Below are 19,069 nucleotides of genomic sequence, written 5' to 3' on the forward strand. Positions count from 1 at the left end.
GCCCGAAGGCCCGCACCCTCCCTCTGCACCTCCCTCCCCCCTCTGCCCGAAGGGAATCCCCCATGCCTCCCGACACCTCGCACCGTCGCCGCTGTGCCGTGGTGGGACTCGGCGCCCGCGCCCAGCTCTTCACCGAGGCGCTCGCCGGCCCCTACGCGGACCGCATCGATCTGGCCGCCTTCTGCGACGTCAACGCGCACCGCATGGCAGTCCACAACACCTGGATCGCACCCGCCCGCCCCGGCCGACCGCCCGTCCCCGCTTATGGTGCGGACGACTTCGAGGAGATGCTGAGGCGGGAGCGCATCGACCTGGTCGTGGTCTGCACGGTCGACCACCTGCACGACGACTACATCGTGCGCGCGCTAGAAGCGGGCTGCGACGTGGTCACCGAAAAGCCGATGACCACGACAGCCGAGCGCGCCCGCCGCATCCTGGATACCCAGCGCCGCACGGGCCGCGAGGTGCGGGTCGCCTTCAACTACCGCTACAACCCGGTGCACTCGGCGGTACGCGAACTCCTCGCAGGCGGCGAAATCGGCGAGGTCGGTTCAGTCCACTTCGAGTGGCTCCTGGACCTGCGGCACGGCGCGGACTACTTCCGCCGCTGGCACCGCGACAAGGCCAACTCCGGCGGCCTGATGGTGCACAAGGCCACCCACCACTTCGACCTGGTCAACTGGTGGCTGGGAGCACAGCCCGAGACGGTCTACGCACAGGGCGGCCTCTTCTTCTACGGCGACGAAGCGGGCAACCGCCGCGGCCTGGCCCGCGACTACGCCCGCGCCCACGGCTCCCCCGCAGCCGAAGACGACCCCTACGCGATCCGCCTCGCCGACTCCTCCGTACTGACCGCCCTCTACCTGAACGCGGAGACGGAGGACGGCTACCACCGCGACCAGAACGTGTTCGGCCCCGGCGTGAGCATCGAGGACGACATGGCGGTCCTCGTCCGCTACTCCACCGGCGCGACCCTCACGTACCACCTCACCGCGTACGCACCCTGGGAGGGCTACCGGATCGCCTTCAACGGCAGCGAAGGCCGCGTCGAACTCCTCGTGGAGGAGTCGACCTGGACGCGCCCCGACGCACGGACGGACGGCGCGAGCCCCGTCCTGCACGGCGCGGCGGCGGGCGACGATCCCGGCCGCACCCAACTCCTGCTGCGCCGCTTCTGGGAGGAGCCCAGAGAGATCAAGGTACCCACGGGGGAAGGCGGCCACGGCGGCGGAGACGTACGCATGCTTGCGGACCTCTTCGGCAAGCGACCACCCGGCGACACGGACCCCCTGGGCCGCGCGGCCGACGCCACCGACGGAGCCCTCTCCCTGTCCACGGGCCTCGCCGCGAACCGCTCCTTCGAAACGGGGTTTCCGGTGGATGCGCGGAGCCTGATGGAGAGGTGAGCTGTGCGTCGGGGCCGCCCCTCCGCAGAACCGGCCCCGACGCCCCAGACCACCCCAGCGCCGGGATCGCCTCAATCTTCTCGGCCGTGAGGTCGCCCCACACCAAGCCGGGTGGCCGTCGACGTTCAGGGCAGTGGATCATGTGGCGCGTCATACACCCATCCAAGATCGCCACGGGCGCGTGATGATCTCGCGGTAGGTGTGGTGTGAGGGGTTGTTGCCACAGTGCTTGAGGACCCAGTCTTGGGGCTCGACGAAGTCATGGCTGGTCGGTGACGTATCGCCGTCCACCGCGCACTGCATGGCATACGTCGTGGGTTCGGCGTCAGGGTCCCGGTCGGGTTCGAGAGTCCATGTCTCGAACCGCAGCATGGCCCGAGGGCTCACATTCCCCAACGGCAGTTCCCCCTGGACACTTCGTTGGCCTGGAACACCTTCGCGCTCAGCCCTTCGGCTTGGGTGGCCTCACGGATTGCCTCAGGCGGGGCATCCCACTCCATGCCGCCCCGCGGCGGGCGGAGTTGTACGTACGGGCCCTCATGGCCCATGACGATGCCGGCCTTGTCGGTGCGTTCATCCACCACGAGGGTGCCGATAGTCGGTAGGGCCGCGTTGTCGATCACTTCTGCCTCCTGCTCGCAGACGGGACGAACCGACTCCGAACCGGGGTGCCGCATCACCCGGTGTGCAGTCGCATCCGTCCGTGCTCATGCGGAGAAGCATCGGGTCAACGGAGGGGACCCAGGAACCACCCCCAAGCCCCACTTCGGGACGTCCCGCGTCGGGTAGAACGTCCCTAGTGCCGTCCCGACCGACAGGGGGAGACTCATGCAGAACGAGAGATTACGTGCCGTCATGGCGGCCGGAGGCTGGACGTACGCCGCCCTCGCAAAGGCCGTTGAGGTCGACCCTAAGTCGGTGGAGCGATGGGTGAATCTGGGTCGTACGCCGCGCCGAGCCACAGCCTTGGAGGCGGCTGAAGCCCTAGGAGAAGACGTGCACGCACTCTGGCCGGCACTGCGGCAGGCCCGCGCCGCCCGCGCAATTAGCCCGGAGCTGGTGGCCCTCTACGAGCAACGTGCGGACCTCCCCGTATCCACGTTCGTGGACATGATGACGCAGGCCCGCGAGCACATCGACGTGTTGGTCTACGCGGCCGTCTTCCTACACGAGGCGTACCCGCGCCTCAACGATCTGCTGCGCGAGCGAGCCGCCGAGGGCTGCACCGTACGCATCGCGATTGGTGACGCCGAAAGCCCGAACGTCCAGGCGCGCGGTAAGGAGGAGCGGTTCGGTCACGGAATCGAGTCCCGGTGCCGACTGGCCCTGATGCACTACCTCCCGTTGGTCGACGTATCCGGCATCGAGATAAGGACCCACGGAACGACGCTCTACAACTCCCTGTACCGCGCCGACGACCAGATGCTGATCAACGCTCACGTCTGGGGAGTGAACGCCTACGGTGCCCCGGTGTGGCATCTCCGCCGTAACGGGGAAGGCGGCATGTTCGACACCTACGGGCAGAGCTTCGACGCGGTATGGGCGACGGCTGATCCGGTACAGCAGGAGGAATGACCATGGCGCGCACCGAGTACTACGACGACCCGAACGCCCCCAAGCCGAACAGCATGGTCGTCGCGGCCTCAGCGGTCGTCACCGACGAGCAGGGACGCATCCTGCTCCAGCGACGCCGGGACAACGACCTGTGGGCGCTGCCCGGGGGCGGCATGGACCTCACCGATTCCCTCCCCGGAACGGCGATCCGCGAGGTGAAGGAAGAGACCGGCCTGGACGTGGAGATCACAGGCCTGGTCGGTACGTACACCGACCCGAAGCACATCATCGAGTACACGAACGGCGAGGTCCGGAGACAGTTCAATGTCTGCTTCACCGCCCAAACCGTTGGCGGACAACTCGCGATCTCTAACGAGTCGACTGAACTCCGGTTTGTCCGCCCGGAGGAGCTTGAAGGACTGCCAATGCACCACACGCAGCGGCTCAGGCTCCGGCACTTCGTGGAGCACCGAGAACGCCCTTATCTCGGCTGATGGTCACGGACCGAACGGGCAGCAGGGGGTTAGGTGAGGACCTTACGCGGCGGCAGCTGGAGGGAGCGCAGTAGTAGCACCGCTGCCAGCAGCTACCCCTCGCTGCGCGGTGGCAATTCGGGCACGTAGGGGGCTGCAAATGTGCTGCGCGGCAAAAAATCGCCCGGGACCCCGAGCTCACTTCGGATGCACGACTGTGCCAAGTTAAGAGCCTCGGTATAAGAAGCGAGACAGCTCAGCCACTGTTCTTCATTAGGGTCTAGAAGGTCTCGCGCGATCCACTCAATTCTCCATATTTCCTTCGTGAGTCCTCGAATTGCCGTCAATGTCGCCGAGTCACCTAGAAGCGCCAACCTGTTAGCACTCTTGGCTCGGGCACCTTCACACTGCGCTAGAAGTTCGCGTGCTTCATCCCCTGTGAGGGGATGACCAGTAGCACCTACGCCCCCTCCTGACACTATGCGTCGCGCAACATTAACTTCCTTATCTGCCACCTCGAAAAACTCAACGTACGCCTCAAGCCTCTTTTCATTCCACCAGCTATTCTGTTCCCTTGCGAATCGAAAGCGCTCGTTGAGGGATGCGGCAATGAACGAGACAATTGCGCCAACGGCGACTCCCGCCAGCGCCAATATCTGCGAACTGGACTCCACTGTGACCCCTCCCGCCTCCGCACGGACACAATTGGCCCGGAGGCTGCTCCGGCGCCGCAGTCGAATACGTGTCGAAGTTCGCCAAGTGATGGACTGGCGGGCTCTCCGAGCATCTCAGGCTACTGGTCCATCCTGAAGCGGCAGGCGCCTTCTAAGCCCCTCAGCCCGCAGGTTCACGCCCCACCTCGCCCGCCAGGGCAGAAGCTCCCCCTGCCGAAAGCACTCGCTGATGATCAGCACGATCTAGACGCTGACCAGGGCGGATGTAGTCAAGAAAGAGCGGGACCCAGTCTCGCTGGGTCCCGCCCTCTTTCAGCGTTCCGCACTGATCGCGACAGGCCTGCGATAGGCCCCCGCCCGTGAGCCGCCGCCCCGCGGGCTGCTACGTCACTGCGGCGCCGGCCCCCCGGATATCGCGATCAGAGGAGACCTCAGACCAGATCGAACCGGTCCAAGTCCATGACCTTCGTCCACGCCGCGGCGAAGTCCTTGACGAACTTCTCCTTTGCGTCGTCGCTCGCGTAGACCTCGGCGATCGCGCGCAGTTCGGAGTTGGAGCCGAAGACGAGGTCGGCGCGGGTGCCGGACCACTTCACCTCGCCGGAGGCGCCGTCGCGGGCCTCGAACGTGTCCTGGGCCTCCGACGTCGACTTCCACGCCGTGCCCAGGTCGAGCAGGTTGACGAAGAAGTCGTTGGTCAGGGTGCCGGGAGCCGTGGTGAGCACGCCGTGCTTGGATCCCTGGTAGTTGGCGCCCAGGACGCGCAGGCCGCCGACGAGCACCGTCATCTCGGGGGCGCTCAGGGTCAGCAGGTTCGCCTTGTCGAGCAGGAGGTACTCCGCCGGGAGGCGGTTGCCCTTGCCCACGTAGTTGCGGAAGCCGTCGGCGGCGGGCTCGATCGCGGCGAACGACTCCACGTCGGTCTGCTCCTGCGAGGCGTCCACGCGGCCCGGTGTGAAGGAGACCTCGACGGGAACGCCGCCGTCCTTGGCCGCCTGCTCGACGGCCGCGGTGCCGGCGAGCACGATCAGGTCGGCCAGCGAGACCTGCTTGCCGCCCGCCGAGTTGGAGGAATTGAAGGACTCTTGGATGCCCTCAAGCGTGCGCAGCACCTGCGCGAGCGCGTCCGGGTTGTTGACCTCCCAACTGCGCTGCGGCTCCAGGCGGATGCGGGCGCCGTTGGCGCCGCCGCGCTTGTCGCTGCCGCGGAAGGAGGAGGCCGCGGCCCAGGCGGCGGAGACGAGCTGCGAGATGGTCAGGTCGGAGCCGAGGATCTGCTCCTTGAGGCCCGCGATGTCCGCGGCGTCGATGACCTGGCCCGTGCGCTGCGGCAGCGGGTCCTGCCACACCAGCTCCTCGGAGGGAACCTCCGGGCCGAGGTAGCGGACGACCGGGCCCATGTCACGGTGCGTCAGCTTGTACCAGGCGCGGGCGAAGGCGTCCGCGAACTGGTCCGGGTTCTCGTAGAAGCGCCGGGAGATCGGCTCGTAGATCGGGTCGAAGCGCAGCGACAGGTCCGTCGTCAGCATCGTCGGGCGGTGCTTCTTCGACGAATCGAAGGCGTCCGGGATGATCTCCGGGGCGTCCTTCGCCACCCACTGGTGGGCGCCTGCCGGGCTCTTGCCGAGCTCGTAGTCGTACTCGAAGAGGTTCTTGAAGAAGTGGTTGCTCCACTGGGTCGGCGTCTCGGTCCAGGTGACCTCGAGGCCGGACGTGATGGCGTCCTTGCCGACACCCGTGTTGTACGTGCTCTTCCAGCCCAGGCCCAGCTGCTCCATCGGGGCGGCCTCGGGGTCGTCGCCGACGTTGTCCGCCGGTCCCGCGCCGTGGGTCTTGCCGAAGGTGTGGCCGCCCGCGATCAGGGCGACGGTCTCCTCGTCGTTCATCGCCATGCGGCGGAACGTCTCGCGGATGTCGCGGGCCGCGGCGACCGGGTCCGGGTTGCCGTTGGGGCCCTCGGGGTTGACGTAGATGAGGCCCATCTGGACGGCGCCGAGGGGGTTCTCCAGCTCCCGGTCACCGGTGTAGCGCTCGTCGCCGAGCCAGTCGGTCTCCGGGCCCCAGTACACGTCCTCGTCGGGCTCCCAGACGTCCGCGCGGCCGCCGCCGAAGCCGAAGGTCTCGAAGCCCATCGTCTCCAGGGCCACGTTGCCGGTCAGGACGAGGAGGTCGGCCCACGAGAGGTTCTGGCCGTACTTCTTCTTCACCGGCCACAGCAGGCGGCGGGCCTTGTCCAGGCTCGCGTTGTCCGGCCAGCTGTTGAGGGGCGCGAAGCGCTGCTGACCGGCGCCCGCGCCGCCGCGGCCGTCGCTGATCCGGTAGGTGCCGGCGCTGTGCCAGGCCATGCGGATCATCAGCGGGCCGTAGTTGCCGAAGTCCGCGGGCCACCAGTCCTGCGAGGTCGTGAGGACCTCGGCGATGTCCCGTTTCACGGCGGGCAGGTCCAGGGAGTTGAACGCCTCGGCGTAGTCGAACTCCTCGCCCAGGGGGTTGGCCACGGCGGGGTTCTTGGCGAGGATCTTCAGGTTGAGCCGCTCCGGCCACCACTGGCGGTTGCCACCGCCCTGGGTCGGGTGCGGCGCGCGAGCGTGCGCGACCGGGCAGCCGCCTGTCTCTTCCGGCTTCGGGTCGGTGACGATCGCGTCGTGGTTCTCAGTCATGGGAATCCTTCCGGACGGGGCGGATCACGGTGCTGCTCAGGAACTGCGAAAACTGCGAAGACTGCGAAGACTGCGAAGACTGCGAACGGCGGAACAGTCTGGGGCGCCCGAGGGCGGTAGGGGCCGCATCGGCCGGGAAGGCAGGACCGGGTCCGGGATCGGTTCCAGGCCGCGTACGCCCGCCTGCTCGCCGGATTGGATCTCCGTGAGCGGGGTACCGGATGCCGGGCCGAGCGGACCCGCCTCCTGAAGTCACTTGCTGTTCCCTGCTGTTGCCCTGTCCCTTGGCCGTCGGCCGGAACTGATCCTACGATGGACGAAGTCCAAGTCAATACGACAGACGGGTTCGTACGGAATTCAGTCGTCAGACAAGCACAGTTAGGCTGGTACGCATGAGCGACCTTCTGGAACGACTCCGCGGCCGTGGCTGGAGGATGACCGCTCAGCGCCGGGTGGTCGCCGAGGTACTCGACGGTGAGCACGTCCACTTGACCGCTGACGAGGTGCTCGCGCGCGCCACCGCCCGGCTGCCGGAGATATCCCGCGCCACCGTCTACAACACGCTCGGCGAGCTCGTCACCCTCGGCGAGGTGATCGAGGTGTCCACCGGCCGCGCCAAGCGGTACGACCCCAACGCCCACCGGCCCCACCAGCACTTGGTGTGCTCGGGCTGCGGTGCCATCAAGGACGTCCACCCCGGCGGCGACCCGTTGTCCGCGCTTCCTGCCTCCGAGCGCTTCGGCTTCACCGTCTCCGCGGCCGAGGTGACCTATCGGGGGATATGTCCGGAGTGCTCTGCTCGCGGCTGATCGCAGGACGCCGGGCCACAGGCGCAAGGCACAAGCACAGGACAAGCACAGGTGCGGGCACCGGCACAGGCACAGGCACAGGCACAGGCACGCTGTAAGGCACGCATCCGGCCTGATCAGCACACCAGGGGTTGGCGCATTCCGCCCGGGTACCCAGACCGGACACCCACGGAACCCGTGCAACAGGAGGCACCGCCATGACCGCTCCCGTCCCCGCCGTCCCCCGCTTCCATCTGGCCGTGCCGGTCGACGATCTGGCCGCGGCCCGCCTCTTCTACGGCCAGGTGCTCGGCCTGGAGCAGGGCCGCAGCGCGGAGACCTGGGTGGACTGGAATCTGCACGGCCACCAATTCGTCACCCACCTCGCGGCGGAACGCGCCCGGCGCATCCACAACGCGGTCGACGGCCACGAGGTGCCCGTACCGCACTTCGGGCTGATCCTGCCGATCCCCGAGTTCCAGGAGCTGGCCGAGCGGCTGCGTACGGCGGGCATCGACTTCGTCATCGAGCCTTACGTGCGCTTCGAGGGCGAGAAGGGCGAGCAGTGGACGATGTTCCTCCTCGACCCCGCGGGAAACGCCCTGGAGTTCAAGGCGTTCGCCGACGACTCCCAGGTCTTCGCCGTCTGAGACGACCCTCACTGAGACCGCCCCCACTGAGACCGCCCCCGGGCGTTCGCCGTCCGATACGTGCGCGACGGCGCGCGCGGGCCGCTCTGTCCAGGCCCGCGCGCGCCGTCGATCCACAGGTGTAAGGGTGTAAGGACTACGGGGCCATCTCGTACTCTCCGGCCAGCGCCTCCACGCGCTGCCACACCCGCGCCGAGCGCGCTTCGTCGACGACCGGGCGCCGTACCGCGCCGAGCGCCCAGTTCTGCTGCGCCTCGGTGGCGGAGTCCTTGCCGTGCAGTTCGACGGCGTGCGCGGAGAAGTCGCGTACGAGCACGGCGAACAGCTCGTCGAGCACGTCCTCGTCGAGGCCGGTCAGGCGCGCCTGCTCCAGGATCAGCTGGCCGTGCACGACCAGGGCGAACAGCTGGCCGACGGCGAGGAGGAGATCGAGGTCGCGGCTCTGCTTCTCGTCGGGGGCGGCCGTGGTCACGAACTCGCACAGGGCGTCGGCCTGTTCGCGCAGACGGGCGACGTTGGGCACCTCGGCGTACGCGTCGTAGGCGGTGCGCCAGTCGTGGAAGCGGATGGCGCCCAGGCCGCGGGCGGGGCCCTGCCGGAAGAGGAAGTCGTCGTCGGCCGCGTCCAGGCGGGTGGGCACGGGCTCGTACTCGGCCGGGTTCAGGAGGTGGTTGCCCATGAACTTGAGGATCAGCGCGAGGTTGACGTGGACCGTGCCCTCCAGCTTGGGCAGCCCGCGGATCTCGACGGCCGCCTGCGCGAAGTAGTTGTCCTTCTCGAAGCCCTTGGCCGCGATGACGTCCCACATCAGGTCGATGACCTTCTCGCCCTCCGTGGTCACCTTCATCTTCGTCATGGGGTTGAAGAGGAGGTAGCGGCGGTCGTCGGGGCCCGCGGAGCGGAAGTAGTCGACGGCGCGGTCGCTGAACAGCTTCATCCCGACGAGACGGACATAGGCGTCGGCGAGCTCGCGGCGCACGTGCGGGAAGGCGGTGACGGGGCGGCCGTAGAGGATGCGGTTCTGGGCGTGGGTGACGGCCTCGTACATCGCGTGCTCGCAGATGCCGATCGAGGCGGTGCAGAGGTTGAACTTGCCGACGTTGACGGTGTTGAGGGCGGCGTCGAAGGCGGCGCGGCCGGTGTGCAGCACGTCGTCCGGGCCGACCGGGTAGTTCTCCAGGCGGAACTCGCTGACGTACTTGGAGGAGTCGACGACGTTCTTGACCAGGTGGTAGGCGTCGTGGCGGCTGTCGGCGGCGAAGAAGACGTAGCCTTCGGGGCCTTCGACGTCGGTGCGGCGGCCGAAGACGGAGACGAGGCCGGCCGCGTTGCCGTTGCCGATGTAGTACTTGGAGCCGCTGGCCCGGAAGCCGCCGTCGCCGTCGGGCTCCAGGAGCATGTCGGTGGAGTAGATGTCGGCGCCGTGGGTCTTCTCGGAGAGGCCGAAGGCGAACACCTCGCCCTGGGAGAGGAGTTCTGCAGCGCGCGTGCGGGCCGCCTCGTTCTCGCTCTGCCAGACCGGGCCGAGACCCAGGATGGTGACCTGCCACGCGTACCAGTAGTCGAGGCCGTAGAAGCCGAAGATCTCGTTGAGGGCGGCGATCCGGGCGGTGTCCCAGCGTGCGTCCGGCTTGCCCCCGGCGGCGGAGGCCGGGGTGAGGAAGGTCGCGAACAGGCCCTCCTTGGCGGAGAACTCCAGGAAGTCCGCCAGCCAGGCGCGGTCGCGGTAGTCCTCGATCAGCCGCCGCTTGCCGCGGGCCTCGAACCAGTCGACGGTGGCGCGCAGCAGCCTGCGGGTCTCGGGGTCGAACTGCTGGGGGTCGTAGGTGCGCGGGTTGAACAGCAGCGGGTCGGCCATGGGTGTTCGCCTTTCCGGCTCGGGAGGTTTCTCGGGGGTGGAGCGAGGTGGGGTGGTGCCGGTTCAGTCCCCGGGCCGGTTCAGTCCCCGGGAGGGCCGAACCGGTGGAGGGTTTCGAGCACGTCGTCGAGCCAGGCGAGCGTCATCCGTTCGTACGCGATGCCGCCGCGCAGCACGACGTGCTGGAGCTCCTGCCCGACGTCGGGCACGGCGGGCGCGTCGGGTCCGGTGAAGTCACGCCGCTCCCCCGCCAGATAGCGGGCGAGGCGGTCGGCGTGCGCCTGGCGGTGCCGCTCGACCTCGTGGATCAGGGCGACCGGATCGTCGAAGGCGGCGCCGCGGATCTTCACGGCGAGTTCGTGGCGCACGCTCTCGGGTTCGATCGGCTCGTGCAGCCACTGGGAGAGCGCCGACCGCCCGGGAGCGGCGACGGAGTACTCCTTCTTGTCCGGCCGTGCCTGCTGCGGCACTTCGCGGACGTCGACCCATCCGTCGCTTTCCATGCGCTTGAGGACGCGGTAGATCTGCTGGTGGGTGGCGGTCCAGAAGTAGCCGATGGACCGCTCGAACCGCCGGGCCAGCTCGTAGCCGGAGCCCGGTTTCTCCAGCAGCGAGACGAGGATCGCGTGCTCTAGCGCCATGCCCCGATCCTGCTATGCAACTCGTTGCATAAACAAGCCGGGCCGCCCTGGTGAGACACGGCTCACCCGCGCATTTGTACGAACCGACCGGCGAACGCCGCGAGGGAGTTCCTGGCCGGGTCAGGGTTCCTGACCAAGTGCAGCGGGAACGAGAACGCGTAGAACACGTGTCGGACGTTCACCACGGTGACCGTCGGCGCGACCGCTGCCAGCGGCGTGGCCGCACTCCGGCCGCGATCTGCCGTCTGTGGTCCGGCGGGACCGCAGGCGGCGCTGTCCGGTCGGGAACGGCACCGTCCCTGCTTCGCCCTGAAACACGTCAAGCCGGCCCCGCAGGGCCGGCAAAGACGTCCGGAAGGTCAGGCGGCCGGCTTGTCAGGCGAGGTCGGCCACCGCCTGCTTCACCAGCGCCGCGATCCGCGCCGCGCCTTCGGCGGTCAGTTCCTTCAGGGCGTACGAGGCCGGCCACATGGCGCCGTCGTCGAGCGCCGCCTTGTCGCTGAAGCCGAACGTCGCATACCGCGCGTTGAACTTCTGCGCGCTCTGGAAGAAGCAGACGACCTTGCCGTCCCTGGCGTACGAGGGCATCCCGTACCAGAGCTTCGGCGCGAGCTCCGGCACGTTCTCCTTGATCACGGCGTGGATCCGCTCGGCCATGACCCGGTCCGATTCCTGCATCTCGGCGATCTTCTCGACCACGGCGGCCTCCTCCTCCGCGGCCTTGGCGGCGCGCGATCCGCGGCGCGCGGACTCCTTCAGCTCCCGGGCGCGCGCCTTCATCGCGCCGCGCTCCTCGTCGGTGAATCCGTCGAACTTCACAGCAGTCATGGCAGGTCTCCTCGTGTACGCGGGCGTGCGTGTCGTGTGCGTGGGCCGGTTGCAAGCGGTGGTGCCGGGGAGGGTCACCCCCAGGCGCCGGCGATCTGGCGGGTCGAGGCGTTGAGCCGGTTGAAGAGGTTGGTGACGCCGACCATGAGGACGAGCGCGGCAAGCTGCTTCTCGTCGAAGTGGGTGGCGGCGGCGTCCCACACCTCGTCGTTCACGGCGTCGGGACGGTCGGCGAGCCGGGTCGCGGCCTCGGCGAGGGCGAGCGCCGCCCGCTCCGGTTCGGTGAAGTAGGGGGCCTCGCGCCAGGCGGCGACCGTCGCGAGCCGCTCGTCGTTCACGCCCGCCTTGCGGGCCGACTTGGCGCCGCCGTCGACGCAGGCGCTGCATCCGTTGATCTGGCTGACCCGCAGATGCACCAGCTCCAGGGTCTGCGCGTCCACACCGCCGGAGTGCACGGCCTTGAAGAGGGACTGGATGGCGGGCATCGCGTCGGACAGGACGACGGCGGGGTTCTGCATACGGGACTGCATCTCGGTCTGCTCCTTGTTCCGCTTCGGTCCCCGTTCCCTCGGGGCGTGACTCCATATCAGCCCGATCCGCTCGCCACGACCACGGCGATGGGACACCGTGGGACAGCTGGAACACCCTTGAGCTGCGAGGACTTGGCCCGGTAGGTTTCTGCCGACACGGGACACGGGGGTATCTGGTGGACGAGCCGCACCGCACGGCGAAGACTGACCCGCAGAGCGATCTCGCGGCCCGGCTGCGGCTGCTCCAGGAACTGTCCGGGCTCGGCGTACGGGCCCTCGCACGGGACACCGGCCTCAGCTCCTCGTCCCTCTCGCGCTACCTCAGCGGCCAGACCCCGCCGCCGTGGCCCGCGGTGATCGCGCTCTGCCGCCTCGTCAAGCGCGACCCCCGCCCGCTGCGCCCCCTGTGGGAGCGCGCCTCCAACCCGCTGCCCGCGCCCCCGAAGTCCAGTCGCCAGGGCAGGCCGAGGCCCCGCAACGACCTGCCGCGCGACGTGGCCGACTTCACCGGCCGCGAGGCCCAACTCGCCGCCGTCATGGCGGCGGTGGACAGCCACCGGGTGGTCGCCGTCGACGGCATGGCCGGTGTCGGCAAGACCTGTCTGGCGATGCACGCGGCGCACCGGCTCGCCGCCGACTACCCCGACGCCCAGCTCTATGTGGACCTGCACGGATTCACCGAGGGCCGCGAACCGCTCGACCCCGATTCCGCGCTGCGGATGCTGCTCGGCGCGCTGGACGTCCCCTCCGAGAAGGTCCCGCGCGAAGGCGTCGAGGAGCTGGCCGCCTGCTGGCGCTCCGAGCTCGCCGACCGGCGGGTCGTCGTGGTGATCGACAACGCCGCCGACGCCGAGCAGGTCCGCCCGCTGCTGCCCGGAGCCGGCCCGTCCGTCGCCCTGATCACCAGCCGCAACCGGCTGCTCGGCCTCGACGAAGTGCCCCCGGTCTCGCTCGACGTGCTGAGCCCGCGGGAGAGCGCGGAGCTCCTGGCCCGCGCCAGCGGCGATCCCGGCGGCGCCGAGGGCAGGCTGGCCCGCGAACCGGAGTCCGCCGCCGAGGTGCTGCGGCTGTGCGGCCATCTGCCGCTGGCCCTGCGCCTCGCCGCGGCCCGGCTGCGGCACCGGCCCGGCTGGACGGTGGGCATCCTCGTCGAGCGGATGGCCGAGGGCGTGAGCGAGTTCGACACCGCGTTCGCCATGTCCGTACGGCAGTTGGACCGCGCGCAGGCCCGCCTGTTCCGGATGCTCGGCCTGCTGCCGGGCGGATCCTTCGACGCGTACCTGGCGGCGTCGCTCGCGGACATGCCGTTGCACGGCGCGCGGGCGATCCTGGAGGACCTGGTCGACGCGCACCTCGTACAGGAGTCGACGGCGGGCCGCTACCTCCTGCACGACCTGGTGCACCAGCACGCACGACGGTCCTGCGCGGAGCAGGACTCACCGGCCGAGCGGGAGCGCGCCCTTGGCCGCTTCCTCGACTACTACGTGCACGCGGCGGCCGCCGCCGACGCCGCGATGCCGTTCCTGTCGCCCGGCCGGCCGCCCTCCGCGGGCCGGCCACCGGCCGCGCTGCCGCGGTTCGCGGACAAGCACGCGGCGTTCTCCTGGCTCGTCGCGGAGTACGAGAACGTGGTGGCCGCCTTCGAGACGGCGGCGGCCGTCGGGGCCGACACGCACGTGTGCGAGCTGCCGCGCTTCCTGCGGGCGTACTTCGCGCGGCGCTGTGGCACGACCCATCTCAACGTCCTCTTCGAACGGTCCCTGGCCGCCGCCGAGCGCCTCGGCGATCCGCTGCAACTTGCCGACGCACACAGCGATCTCGGCTTCGCGCGCTACAACGCGGGCCGCATGGCCGAGGCCGCTGCCTCGTACGAGGAGGCGCGGGCGGGGTTGGCCCGGCTGGATGCCACGGAGTCGGAGGCCGAACTGACCCTGCGCCGCGGCTACCTGAAGTGGGACGAGGGGCACGTCGAGGAGCCGCTCGAACTCTTCGCTCTGGCCGGGAAGCTGTACGAGCAGGCCGGTTGCCGCACGGGCGCGGCGTACGCGGCCGCGTCGGAGGCCTGGGCGATGCTGCAGCTGGGGCACCGCGAGGAAGCGGCGCAGCGGGCCCGTGAGGTCCTTGCCGCCCCGCACACCGACCCCGCGTGGCCGCCCACCCTGACGGCCCTGATCACCCTCGGCGTCGCCATCGCCCACGAGGAGCCCGACGAGGCGGCGGACCATCTGCGGCGGGCGCTGACGCTGGCCCGCGAGGACGGGCACCTGCACAACGAGGCGTGGTGTCTCAACTGCCTGGGCGTCGCGCTGCGGCGCATGGGCCGCCACGAGGAGGCGCTGGAGAGCCACCAGAAGGCGTTCACCCTCCTCGATGAATTGTTCGAGGAGCACTGGAAGATCCGCTTCCTCAACGGCTACGCCGAGACCTGCCGGCTGGCGGGCCTGCCCGAGGAGGCCCTGCGCCTGCACCGACAGGCTCTGGAACTCGCCCCGCGCCTCGGACACCGACATGAGGAAGCGCTGGCCCACGAAGGGATCGCGGCCCTGCTCGACGAGGCCGATCCGACCGCCGCCGCGGACCACCGCGCCGCAGGTCAGGCCGCCCTGCAACCGTAGCCAGGGCCCCTTTTCCGAGGAGCGGAAGTCACCCTCGGCACACGGCGGGCTACCCCGATCGGGTCTCCCGATCCGGGTAGCTCAAACTTCTTGAGGACCAGGTTATTTCGCGGACATAAGCCCTGGTTGCGAGACGTGCGTGACGTGAGGGATGGTTGCTTAACGGCAATGTTCCTCCGAGTCGATGAGGTGAGGGATTCGCCCAGCGAGTCCTCCATATTTGGTTTCTTCCCAAGCGCCGATCGAGGCGCAGACAGACATCGGCGCAGAGCATCATCGCGCCTCTCTGCGCCACGCCCCTTATCCCGTCCTGGTCGCTGACGGCGAGGGCACCATCGTGCTGCGCAGCGACGCAGCCGACGGGCTCCTGCCTGCGGCCCGCCCCGGTACCTTCTTCAGCGACGTGGTCCCCGGCTGGCTCTCCGCCGCGCACGACGCGCTCAGAGAGCCCGGCCGGCACGTCGACGCGGAGGCGGACACCCCGGTCTGGGGTGCGATCAGTGAGCGCAGCTTCGAGGCGCACTCCAGCGTGCAGGGCGACGGCTCCGTGGTGTGGTGGCTGATCGACGACACCGATCACCGTCTGGTGCGCGAAGCCCTGCGCATGGAGCGCGAGCGGACCGAGTTCCTGGCCAAGACGTCCAACCTGCTGCTCGCCTCGCTGAACCTGGAGCGCTGCATGGACGTGACGGCGCAGCTGGCCGCCGAGTACCTCGCCGACGCGGCCCTGGTCGTCGTGCCCTCGCGCGGGCAGCGGCTGCCGGTGGTCTCCTGTCTGCGCGGCGGCAGCCCCGTCCGGTCCCAGGAGTCGGCGGACCCGGACGACGTGCCCGGTCTCGGCGAGGCGCTGCGCGGCTTCCCGCCGGTGCCTTCGCGGTGGATCGACCCCGCCGTCGCACCGGACTGGATGGTGCCCGACGACTTCGGTCCCGTCGGCTCGATAGTGATCACCCCGCTGCCCGGGCACGGCGTCGCCGCGGGCGCCCTCGTGCTGCTGCGCCGCTCCGGCACGGCGGCGTTCACCGACGGCGAGGAAGTCTTCGCCCGGCTGTTCGCCACGCGCGCCGGCGCCGCCATGTCGGCGGCACGCCTGTACGCGGAGCAGACCTCGATCACCGAGGTCCTGATGCGCGAACTGCTTCCCCCCTCGCTGCACCAGATCTCCGGTGTGGACTTCTCCGGCGGCTACCGCCCCTCGGAGGACCATGAACGCATCGGCGGCGACTTCTACGACGTACACCCCGCCGCCGTCGAGGGCGAGGCCTCGCTCGTGGCGCTCGGGGACGTCTGCGGCAAGGGCCTGGAAGCCGCCGTGCTAACCGGCAAGATCCGCAACACCCTGCACGCCCTGCTGCCCATGGCGGACGACCACCAGCAGATGATCAGCCTGCTCAACACCGCCCTGGTCAACTCCCACCACACCCGTTTCGCCACGCTGGTCCTGGCTTCCGCCGTACGGGAGGGCAGCGGCGTGAACCTGCGGCTGACCAGTGCCGGACATCCGCCGCCGCTGATCATCCGCACGAACGGCGAGGTGGAAGAGGCGGCGACACGCGGCACGCTGGTGGGGGCGATCCCCGAGGCCAGGGCTCGCACCGCCGCGGTCACTCTGGCGCCCGGTGAATCCTGTGTGCTCTATACGGACGGGATCACCGAAGCCAAGGGCGGACCGCTGGGCGGGACCGAATTCGGCGAGGAGCGCCTCCAGCGCGTGCTCGCGGAGTGCGCGGGCATGCCCTCCGAGGGCATCGTGGAGCGGATCCAGATGCTCGCCTCCCAGTGGGTCGGCAAGGGCAGGCACGACGACATGGCCGTCGTGGTGATCTCCGCGCCCCGAACGCAGCATTTGAGTGCGGTGAACGGCCATACTCGGGGCAGGTACACCGCATGACCACCGAAACGCCGCACCGGCCGACCGCCGGCGAAGCAGTCGAGAAACTGACGGCCGAACTGTGGGCAGCCGTGTCGGCGGCCGACGAGCGCGCGGCCACCGACGTGGTGCTGCGCGCTCTGGACGACGGCATGGCACCGGAGAGCGTGCTCATCGACGTGATCGCCTCGGTGCAGGGCAAGGTCGGCGAGGAGTGGGCCGCCAACCGCCTCACCGTGGCCGAGGAGCACGCCGCGACCGCCATCAACGAACGGGTGGCGGCGCTCTCCGTGCATCCGGCCGCGCGGACGACCCCGGACCTGGGCAGGATCACGGTCGCGTGCGTGGACGGCGAATGGCATGCGCTGCCCGCGCGCCTGCTGGCCGAGGTACTGAAGCTGCGCGGCTGGCACGTCGACTACCTCGGTGCGCAGGTCCCCTCGCCGCATCTCATCGCCCACCTGCACCGCACCGACGCCGACGTCGTCGCGCTCTCCAGCTCGATCGCGACCCGGCTGCCCACCGCACACGCGGCGATCACCGCCTGTCAGGCCGTCGGCGTACCCGTACTCGCGGGCGGAGCCGCGTTCGGACCCGGCGGCAAGTACGCCCGCCTGCTCGGCGCCGACGCCTGGGCCCCCGACGCCCGTACCGCGGCCGACCGCCTGGCCCGGGCGCCGCTGCCGCGCCCGCAGCCCGATCACCAGCCGATCGATGACCTGCCCCACCTGGAAGACCAGGAATACAGCATCGTCACGCGCAGCAGCACCTCGCTCGTGCGCACCGTCCTGACCGCGCTGGAAGACGCGTTCCCCGCCATGCGCACGTACAGCGACCACCAGCGCGAACGCACCGCGGAAGACCTCGCGCACATCGTGGATTTCCTCGCCACCTCCCTCTACCTCGGCGACGAGGACCTCTTCACCTGGTTCATCACCTGGACCGCCGGGATCCTCACCGCCCGCGGCGTGCCCGCGCAGAGCCTGCCGCCGGCCCTGGACATCCTGGCCCGCGAGCTCAAGGACTTCCCCCGGGCCACCCGGACCCTCCGGCACGGCATCGCCGCGCTCACGCCCGAACACCGCATCACCGCAGGAAAGACCGCATGACCACGACACCACCCTCTCCCCTGCGCCTGACCACGGTCGACACCGAGGACACCGTCCGCATAGAGGTGTACGGCGACCTCGACTACGACAACGCCGACCACCTCCTGCTCGCGGTCACCGCCAAGCTCGCCGAGCACCCGCGCCTGAGCGACCTGCACCTGCACTGCGCGGGGCTCGAAGCCGTCGACTCCATGGGCCTGTCGATCCTGCTGATGATCCACCGCAGGACGACCGCGGCCGGCGTCCGCCTCCACCTGGACGACCGCTCCGCGAAACTGAACCGCCTCCTGACCCTCACGGGCACCCTGGACCACTTCACGGCGCCTCTGGCGGACGGCGCGGAGTCCTCCTCCGGCGGTACGGCAGAACCTCCGAGGACCGGCGGCGACACGGACCCGGCCGGCTCGCAGGACCGCACGGCACCCACCTAACGCCACTCCACCCGCTCCGCTCCCCGACCAGGCACGGGGAGGGGCCAGACCCACGGACAGGGCACATGCCGACACGACACCCGACCACCCGCAGGTTCTCCCGCGAAGCCACCCGGTCCGCCGGCGCGATCGTCGAACACCTCGACGTGCTGTGGGAACACGCCAGAGGCTCCACCGCCGCCGCCCTCGCCCCCGTCTCCGCCTCACAGCTGCGCCTGATGTACCTCGTCGACCGCGACGAGGGGGTACGCATGCGGACCCTGTGCACCCGGCTCGCCACCGCCGCGCCCTCCGTCACCCGCATGTGCGACCGCCTGCAGGCCACCGGCTTCCTTGAGCGCCTGCCGTGCCCCGGCAACGGCCGCGAAGTCACCGTGCGGCTTACGCCCGAGGGCAGAGGCCACCTCCAAAGCATCCGCGAACAACGCGAGACCACCCTGCACGAGGTCATCAACGCCCTCCCCCAGTCAGAACGCCGCGCCCTGGCCAAGGGCCTCGCGGGCCTCCACGCCCGCCTCACGGCAGAAGCCGAGGAGGAAAGCAGACCCGGCTTCATCCCGGCGGCCTGACTTCGGGCGCCTTGAAGCCCGCGCGAGTACCCAACTCCTCATCAACGGCGACGGCTTGGTCCTAAGCTGTGATCTCACACTGTGGAGGGGGCCGCGATGGCAGATCAGGTGGTGTCGTACGCGCTGGACGACGAAACGGTCGTGCGGTTCGAGATCTCCCCGACGGACGAGTTCCACCCGGTCGGCGCCGCTGAAATCGTGGGCCAGGTCCGCGAAGCCGTACGACCGGCCGTGGAAGCCGCCCGTACGGTACTCGACCAGGCAGCGGCGCTCCGCCCCGCAGAGGTCCAGGTGAAGTTCGGCATCAAGGTCAGCGGGACAGCCAACTGGATCGTCGCCAAGGCCTCGACAGACGCGAACTTCGAGGTGTCGCTGACATGGCGTCCCGTATCGGCGGACGGATCCTGAGTTCC

General features: G+C 69.5%; 18 protein-coding genes and 1 pseudogene. 11 read left to right on the forward strand and 8 right to left on the reverse strand.

The window, feature by feature from the left end; all coding sequences use genetic code 11:
* Positions 1-62 precede the first annotated feature (62 nt).
* Positions 63-1,406, forward strand: a complete 1,344-nt coding sequence (locus tag ABZ906_RS09865; protein WP_361379790.1) for a Gfo/Idh/MocA family oxidoreductase — start codon at positions 63-65, stop codon at positions 1,404-1,406.
* A 150-nt stretch (positions 1,407-1,556) separates the two neighbouring features.
* Here the strand turns inward: ABZ906_RS09865 and ABZ906_RS09870 are convergent, their stop codons facing one another.
* The gene (locus ABZ906_RS09870; RefSeq protein ID WP_361379793.1) at positions 1,557-1,802 is read right to left on the reverse strand and encodes a hypothetical protein; all 246 of its coding nucleotides are present in this window, start codon (positions 1,800-1,802) and stop codon (positions 1,557-1,559) included.
* Positions 1,790-2,029 (reverse strand): hypothetical protein, encoded by a 240-nt coding sequence (locus tag ABZ906_RS09875; protein WP_361381483.1) that lies wholly within the window; start codon positions 2,027-2,029, stop codon positions 1,790-1,792. The genes ABZ906_RS09870 and ABZ906_RS09875 overlap by 13 nt, the downstream gene beginning before the upstream one ends.
* Before the next feature lie 205 nt (positions 2,030-2,234).
* Here ABZ906_RS09875 and ABZ906_RS09880 point away from each other — a divergent pair, with 205 nt between their 5' ends.
* Both ABZ906_RS09880 and ABZ906_RS09885 read left to right on the forward strand, forming a co-directional pair.
* Positions 2,235-2,981: an XRE family transcriptional regulator gene (locus tag ABZ906_RS09880; RefSeq protein WP_361379796.1), complete on the forward strand. Its 747-nt coding sequence runs from the start codon at positions 2,235-2,237 to the stop codon at positions 2,979-2,981.
* Between the two features lie 2 nt (positions 2,982-2,983).
* Positions 2,984-3,454 carry an NUDIX domain-containing protein gene (locus tag ABZ906_RS09885; RefSeq protein WP_361379799.1) on the forward strand — a complete coding sequence of 157 codons (471 nt, stop codon included), beginning with the start codon at positions 2,984-2,986 and terminating at the stop codon, positions 3,452-3,454.
* Between the two features lie 1,084 nt (positions 3,455-4,538).
* Here ABZ906_RS09885 and katG read toward each other — a convergent pair.
* Positions 4,539-6,767, reverse strand: coding sequence for a catalase/peroxidase HPI (katG, locus tag ABZ906_RS09890; RefSeq protein ID WP_361379802.1), 2,229 nt, complete (start codon positions 6,765-6,767; stop codon positions 4,539-4,541).
* Between the two features lie 392 nt (positions 6,768-7,159).
* Between katG and ABZ906_RS09895 the strand changes: the two genes are divergently transcribed.
* Positions 7,160-7,576, forward strand: a complete 417-nt coding sequence (locus ABZ906_RS09895) for a Fur family transcriptional regulator (protein ID WP_361182701.1) — start codon at positions 7,160-7,162, stop codon at positions 7,574-7,576.
* A 197-nt stretch (positions 7,577-7,773) separates the two neighbouring features.
* Positions 7,774-8,205 (forward strand): VOC family protein, encoded by a 432-nt coding sequence (locus ABZ906_RS09900; RefSeq protein WP_361182703.1) that lies wholly within the window; start codon positions 7,774-7,776, stop codon positions 8,203-8,205.
* A gap of 136 nt (positions 8,206-8,341) precedes the next feature.
* Here the strand turns inward: ABZ906_RS09900 and ABZ906_RS09905 are convergent, their stop codons facing one another.
* The 5 genes and pseudogenes from ABZ906_RS09905 to ABZ906_RS09925 form a co-directional block, all read right to left on the reverse strand.
* Positions 8,342-10,063 (reverse strand): acyl-CoA dehydrogenase family protein, encoded by a 1,722-nt coding sequence (locus ABZ906_RS09905; protein WP_361379805.1) that lies wholly within the window; start codon positions 10,061-10,063, stop codon positions 8,342-8,344.
* 80 nt (positions 10,064-10,143) lie between these two features.
* Positions 10,144-10,704 carry a PadR family transcriptional regulator gene (locus ABZ906_RS09910; RefSeq protein ID WP_361379808.1) on the reverse strand — a complete coding sequence of 187 codons (561 nt, stop codon included), beginning with the start codon at positions 10,702-10,704 and terminating at the stop codon, positions 10,144-10,146.
* A gap of 128 nt (positions 10,705-10,832) precedes the next feature.
* A pseudogene (locus ABZ906_RS09915) lies at positions 10,833-10,928 on the reverse strand (branched-chain amino acid ABC transporter permease); the annotation flags it as partial.
* A gap of 151 nt (positions 10,929-11,079) precedes the next feature.
* Positions 11,080-11,532 carry a DUF1801 domain-containing protein gene (locus tag ABZ906_RS09920; RefSeq protein WP_361379811.1) on the reverse strand — a complete coding sequence of 151 codons (453 nt, stop codon included), beginning with the start codon at positions 11,530-11,532 and terminating at the stop codon, positions 11,080-11,082.
* 74 nt (positions 11,533-11,606) lie between these two features.
* On the reverse strand, positions 11,607-12,062 hold the full coding sequence (locus tag ABZ906_RS09925) for a carboxymuconolactone decarboxylase family protein (RefSeq protein WP_361379814.1): 456 nt from the start codon (positions 12,060-12,062) through the stop codon (positions 11,607-11,609).
* Between the two features lie 176 nt (positions 12,063-12,238).
* Here ABZ906_RS09925 and ABZ906_RS09930 point away from each other — a divergent pair, with 176 nt between their 5' ends.
* The 6 genes from ABZ906_RS09930 to ABZ906_RS09955 all read left to right on the forward strand — a co-directional run bounded on the left by ABZ906_RS09930 (position 12,239) and on the right by ABZ906_RS09955 (position 19,064).
* Entirely contained in the window at positions 12,239-14,677 is a 2,439-nt protein-coding gene (locus ABZ906_RS09930) for a tetratricopeptide repeat protein (protein WP_361379817.1), read from the forward strand.
* A gap of 340 nt (positions 14,678-15,017) precedes the next feature.
* Complete coding sequence (locus ABZ906_RS09935) at positions 15,018-16,568, forward strand: GAF domain-containing SpoIIE family protein phosphatase (protein ID WP_361381379.1); 1,551 nt, start codon at positions 15,018-15,020, stop codon at positions 16,566-16,568.
* A complete protein-coding gene (locus tag ABZ906_RS09940) occupies positions 16,565-17,656 on the forward strand; it encodes a cobalamin-dependent protein (RefSeq protein WP_361379820.1) in 1,092 nt (363 codons plus the stop codon). Before ABZ906_RS09935 ends, ABZ906_RS09940 begins: the two co-directional genes overlap by 4 nt.
* Positions 17,653-18,087, forward strand: coding sequence for an STAS domain-containing protein (locus ABZ906_RS09945; RefSeq protein ID WP_361182715.1), 435 nt, complete (start codon positions 17,653-17,655; stop codon positions 18,085-18,087). The genes ABZ906_RS09940 and ABZ906_RS09945 overlap by 4 nt, the downstream gene beginning before the upstream one ends.
* A 65-nt stretch (positions 18,088-18,152) precedes the next feature.
* Positions 18,153-18,656, forward strand: coding sequence for a MarR family transcriptional regulator (locus ABZ906_RS09950; protein WP_361379823.1), 504 nt, complete (start codon positions 18,153-18,155; stop codon positions 18,654-18,656).
* 96 nt (positions 18,657-18,752) lie between these two features.
* Complete coding sequence (locus ABZ906_RS09955; RefSeq protein WP_361182717.1) at positions 18,753-19,064, forward strand: CU044_2847 family protein; 312 nt, start codon at positions 18,753-18,755, stop codon at positions 19,062-19,064.
* The last annotated feature ends 5 nt before the right edge of the window (positions 19,065-19,069 follow it).

This window comes from Streptomyces sp. NPDC046925, from assembly GCF_040644915.1.
In the GTDB taxonomy this organism is placed as follows: domain Bacteria; phylum Actinomycetota; class Actinomycetes; order Streptomycetales; family Streptomycetaceae; genus Streptomyces.

Bases quoted from the DNA above. Each gene is read 5' to 3' on its own strand.
- katG (WP_361379802.1), bottom strand. From the start codon at position 6,767: ATGACTGAGAACCACGACGCGATCGTCACCGACCCGAAGCCGGAAGAG.
- ABZ906_RS09925 (WP_361379814.1), bottom strand. From the start codon at position 12,062: ATGCAGTCCCGTATGCAGAACCCCGCCGTCGTCCTGTCCGACGCGATG.
- ABZ906_RS09910 (WP_361379808.1), bottom strand. From the start codon at position 10,704: ATGGCGCTAGAGCACGCGATCCTCGTCTCGCTGCTGGAGAAACCGGGC.
- ABZ906_RS09895 (WP_361182701.1), top strand. From the start codon at position 7,160: ATGAGCGACCTTCTGGAACGACTCCGCGGCCGTGGCTGGAGGATGACC.
- ABZ906_RS09955 (WP_361182717.1), top strand. From the start codon at position 18,753: ATGGCAGATCAGGTGGTGTCGTACGCGCTGGACGACGAAACGGTCGTG.
- ABZ906_RS09940 (WP_361379820.1), top strand. From the start codon at position 16,565: ATGACCACCGAAACGCCGCACCGGCCGACCGCCGGCGAAGCAGTCGAG.
- ABZ906_RS09880 (WP_361379796.1), top strand. From the start codon at position 2,235: ATGCAGAACGAGAGATTACGTGCCGTCATGGCGGCCGGAGGCTGGACG.
- ABZ906_RS09900 (WP_361182703.1), top strand. From the start codon at position 7,774: ATGACCGCTCCCGTCCCCGCCGTCCCCCGCTTCCATCTGGCCGTGCCG.
- ABZ906_RS09945 (WP_361182715.1), top strand. From the start codon at position 17,653: ATGACCACGACACCACCCTCTCCCCTGCGCCTGACCACGGTCGACACC.
- ABZ906_RS09885 (WP_361379799.1), top strand. From the start codon at position 2,984: ATGGCGCGCACCGAGTACTACGACGACCCGAACGCCCCCAAGCCGAAC.
- ABZ906_RS09950 (WP_361379823.1), top strand. From the start codon at position 18,153: ATGCCGACACGACACCCGACCACCCGCAGGTTCTCCCGCGAAGCCACC.
- ABZ906_RS09865 (WP_361379790.1), top strand. From the start codon at position 63: ATGCCTCCCGACACCTCGCACCGTCGCCGCTGTGCCGTGGTGGGACTC.
- ABZ906_RS09905 (WP_361379805.1), bottom strand. From the start codon at position 10,063: ATGGCCGACCCGCTGCTGTTCAACCCGCGCACCTACGACCCCCAGCAG.
- ABZ906_RS09920 (WP_361379811.1), bottom strand. From the start codon at position 11,532: ATGACTGCTGTGAAGTTCGACGGATTCACCGACGAGGAGCGCGGCGCG.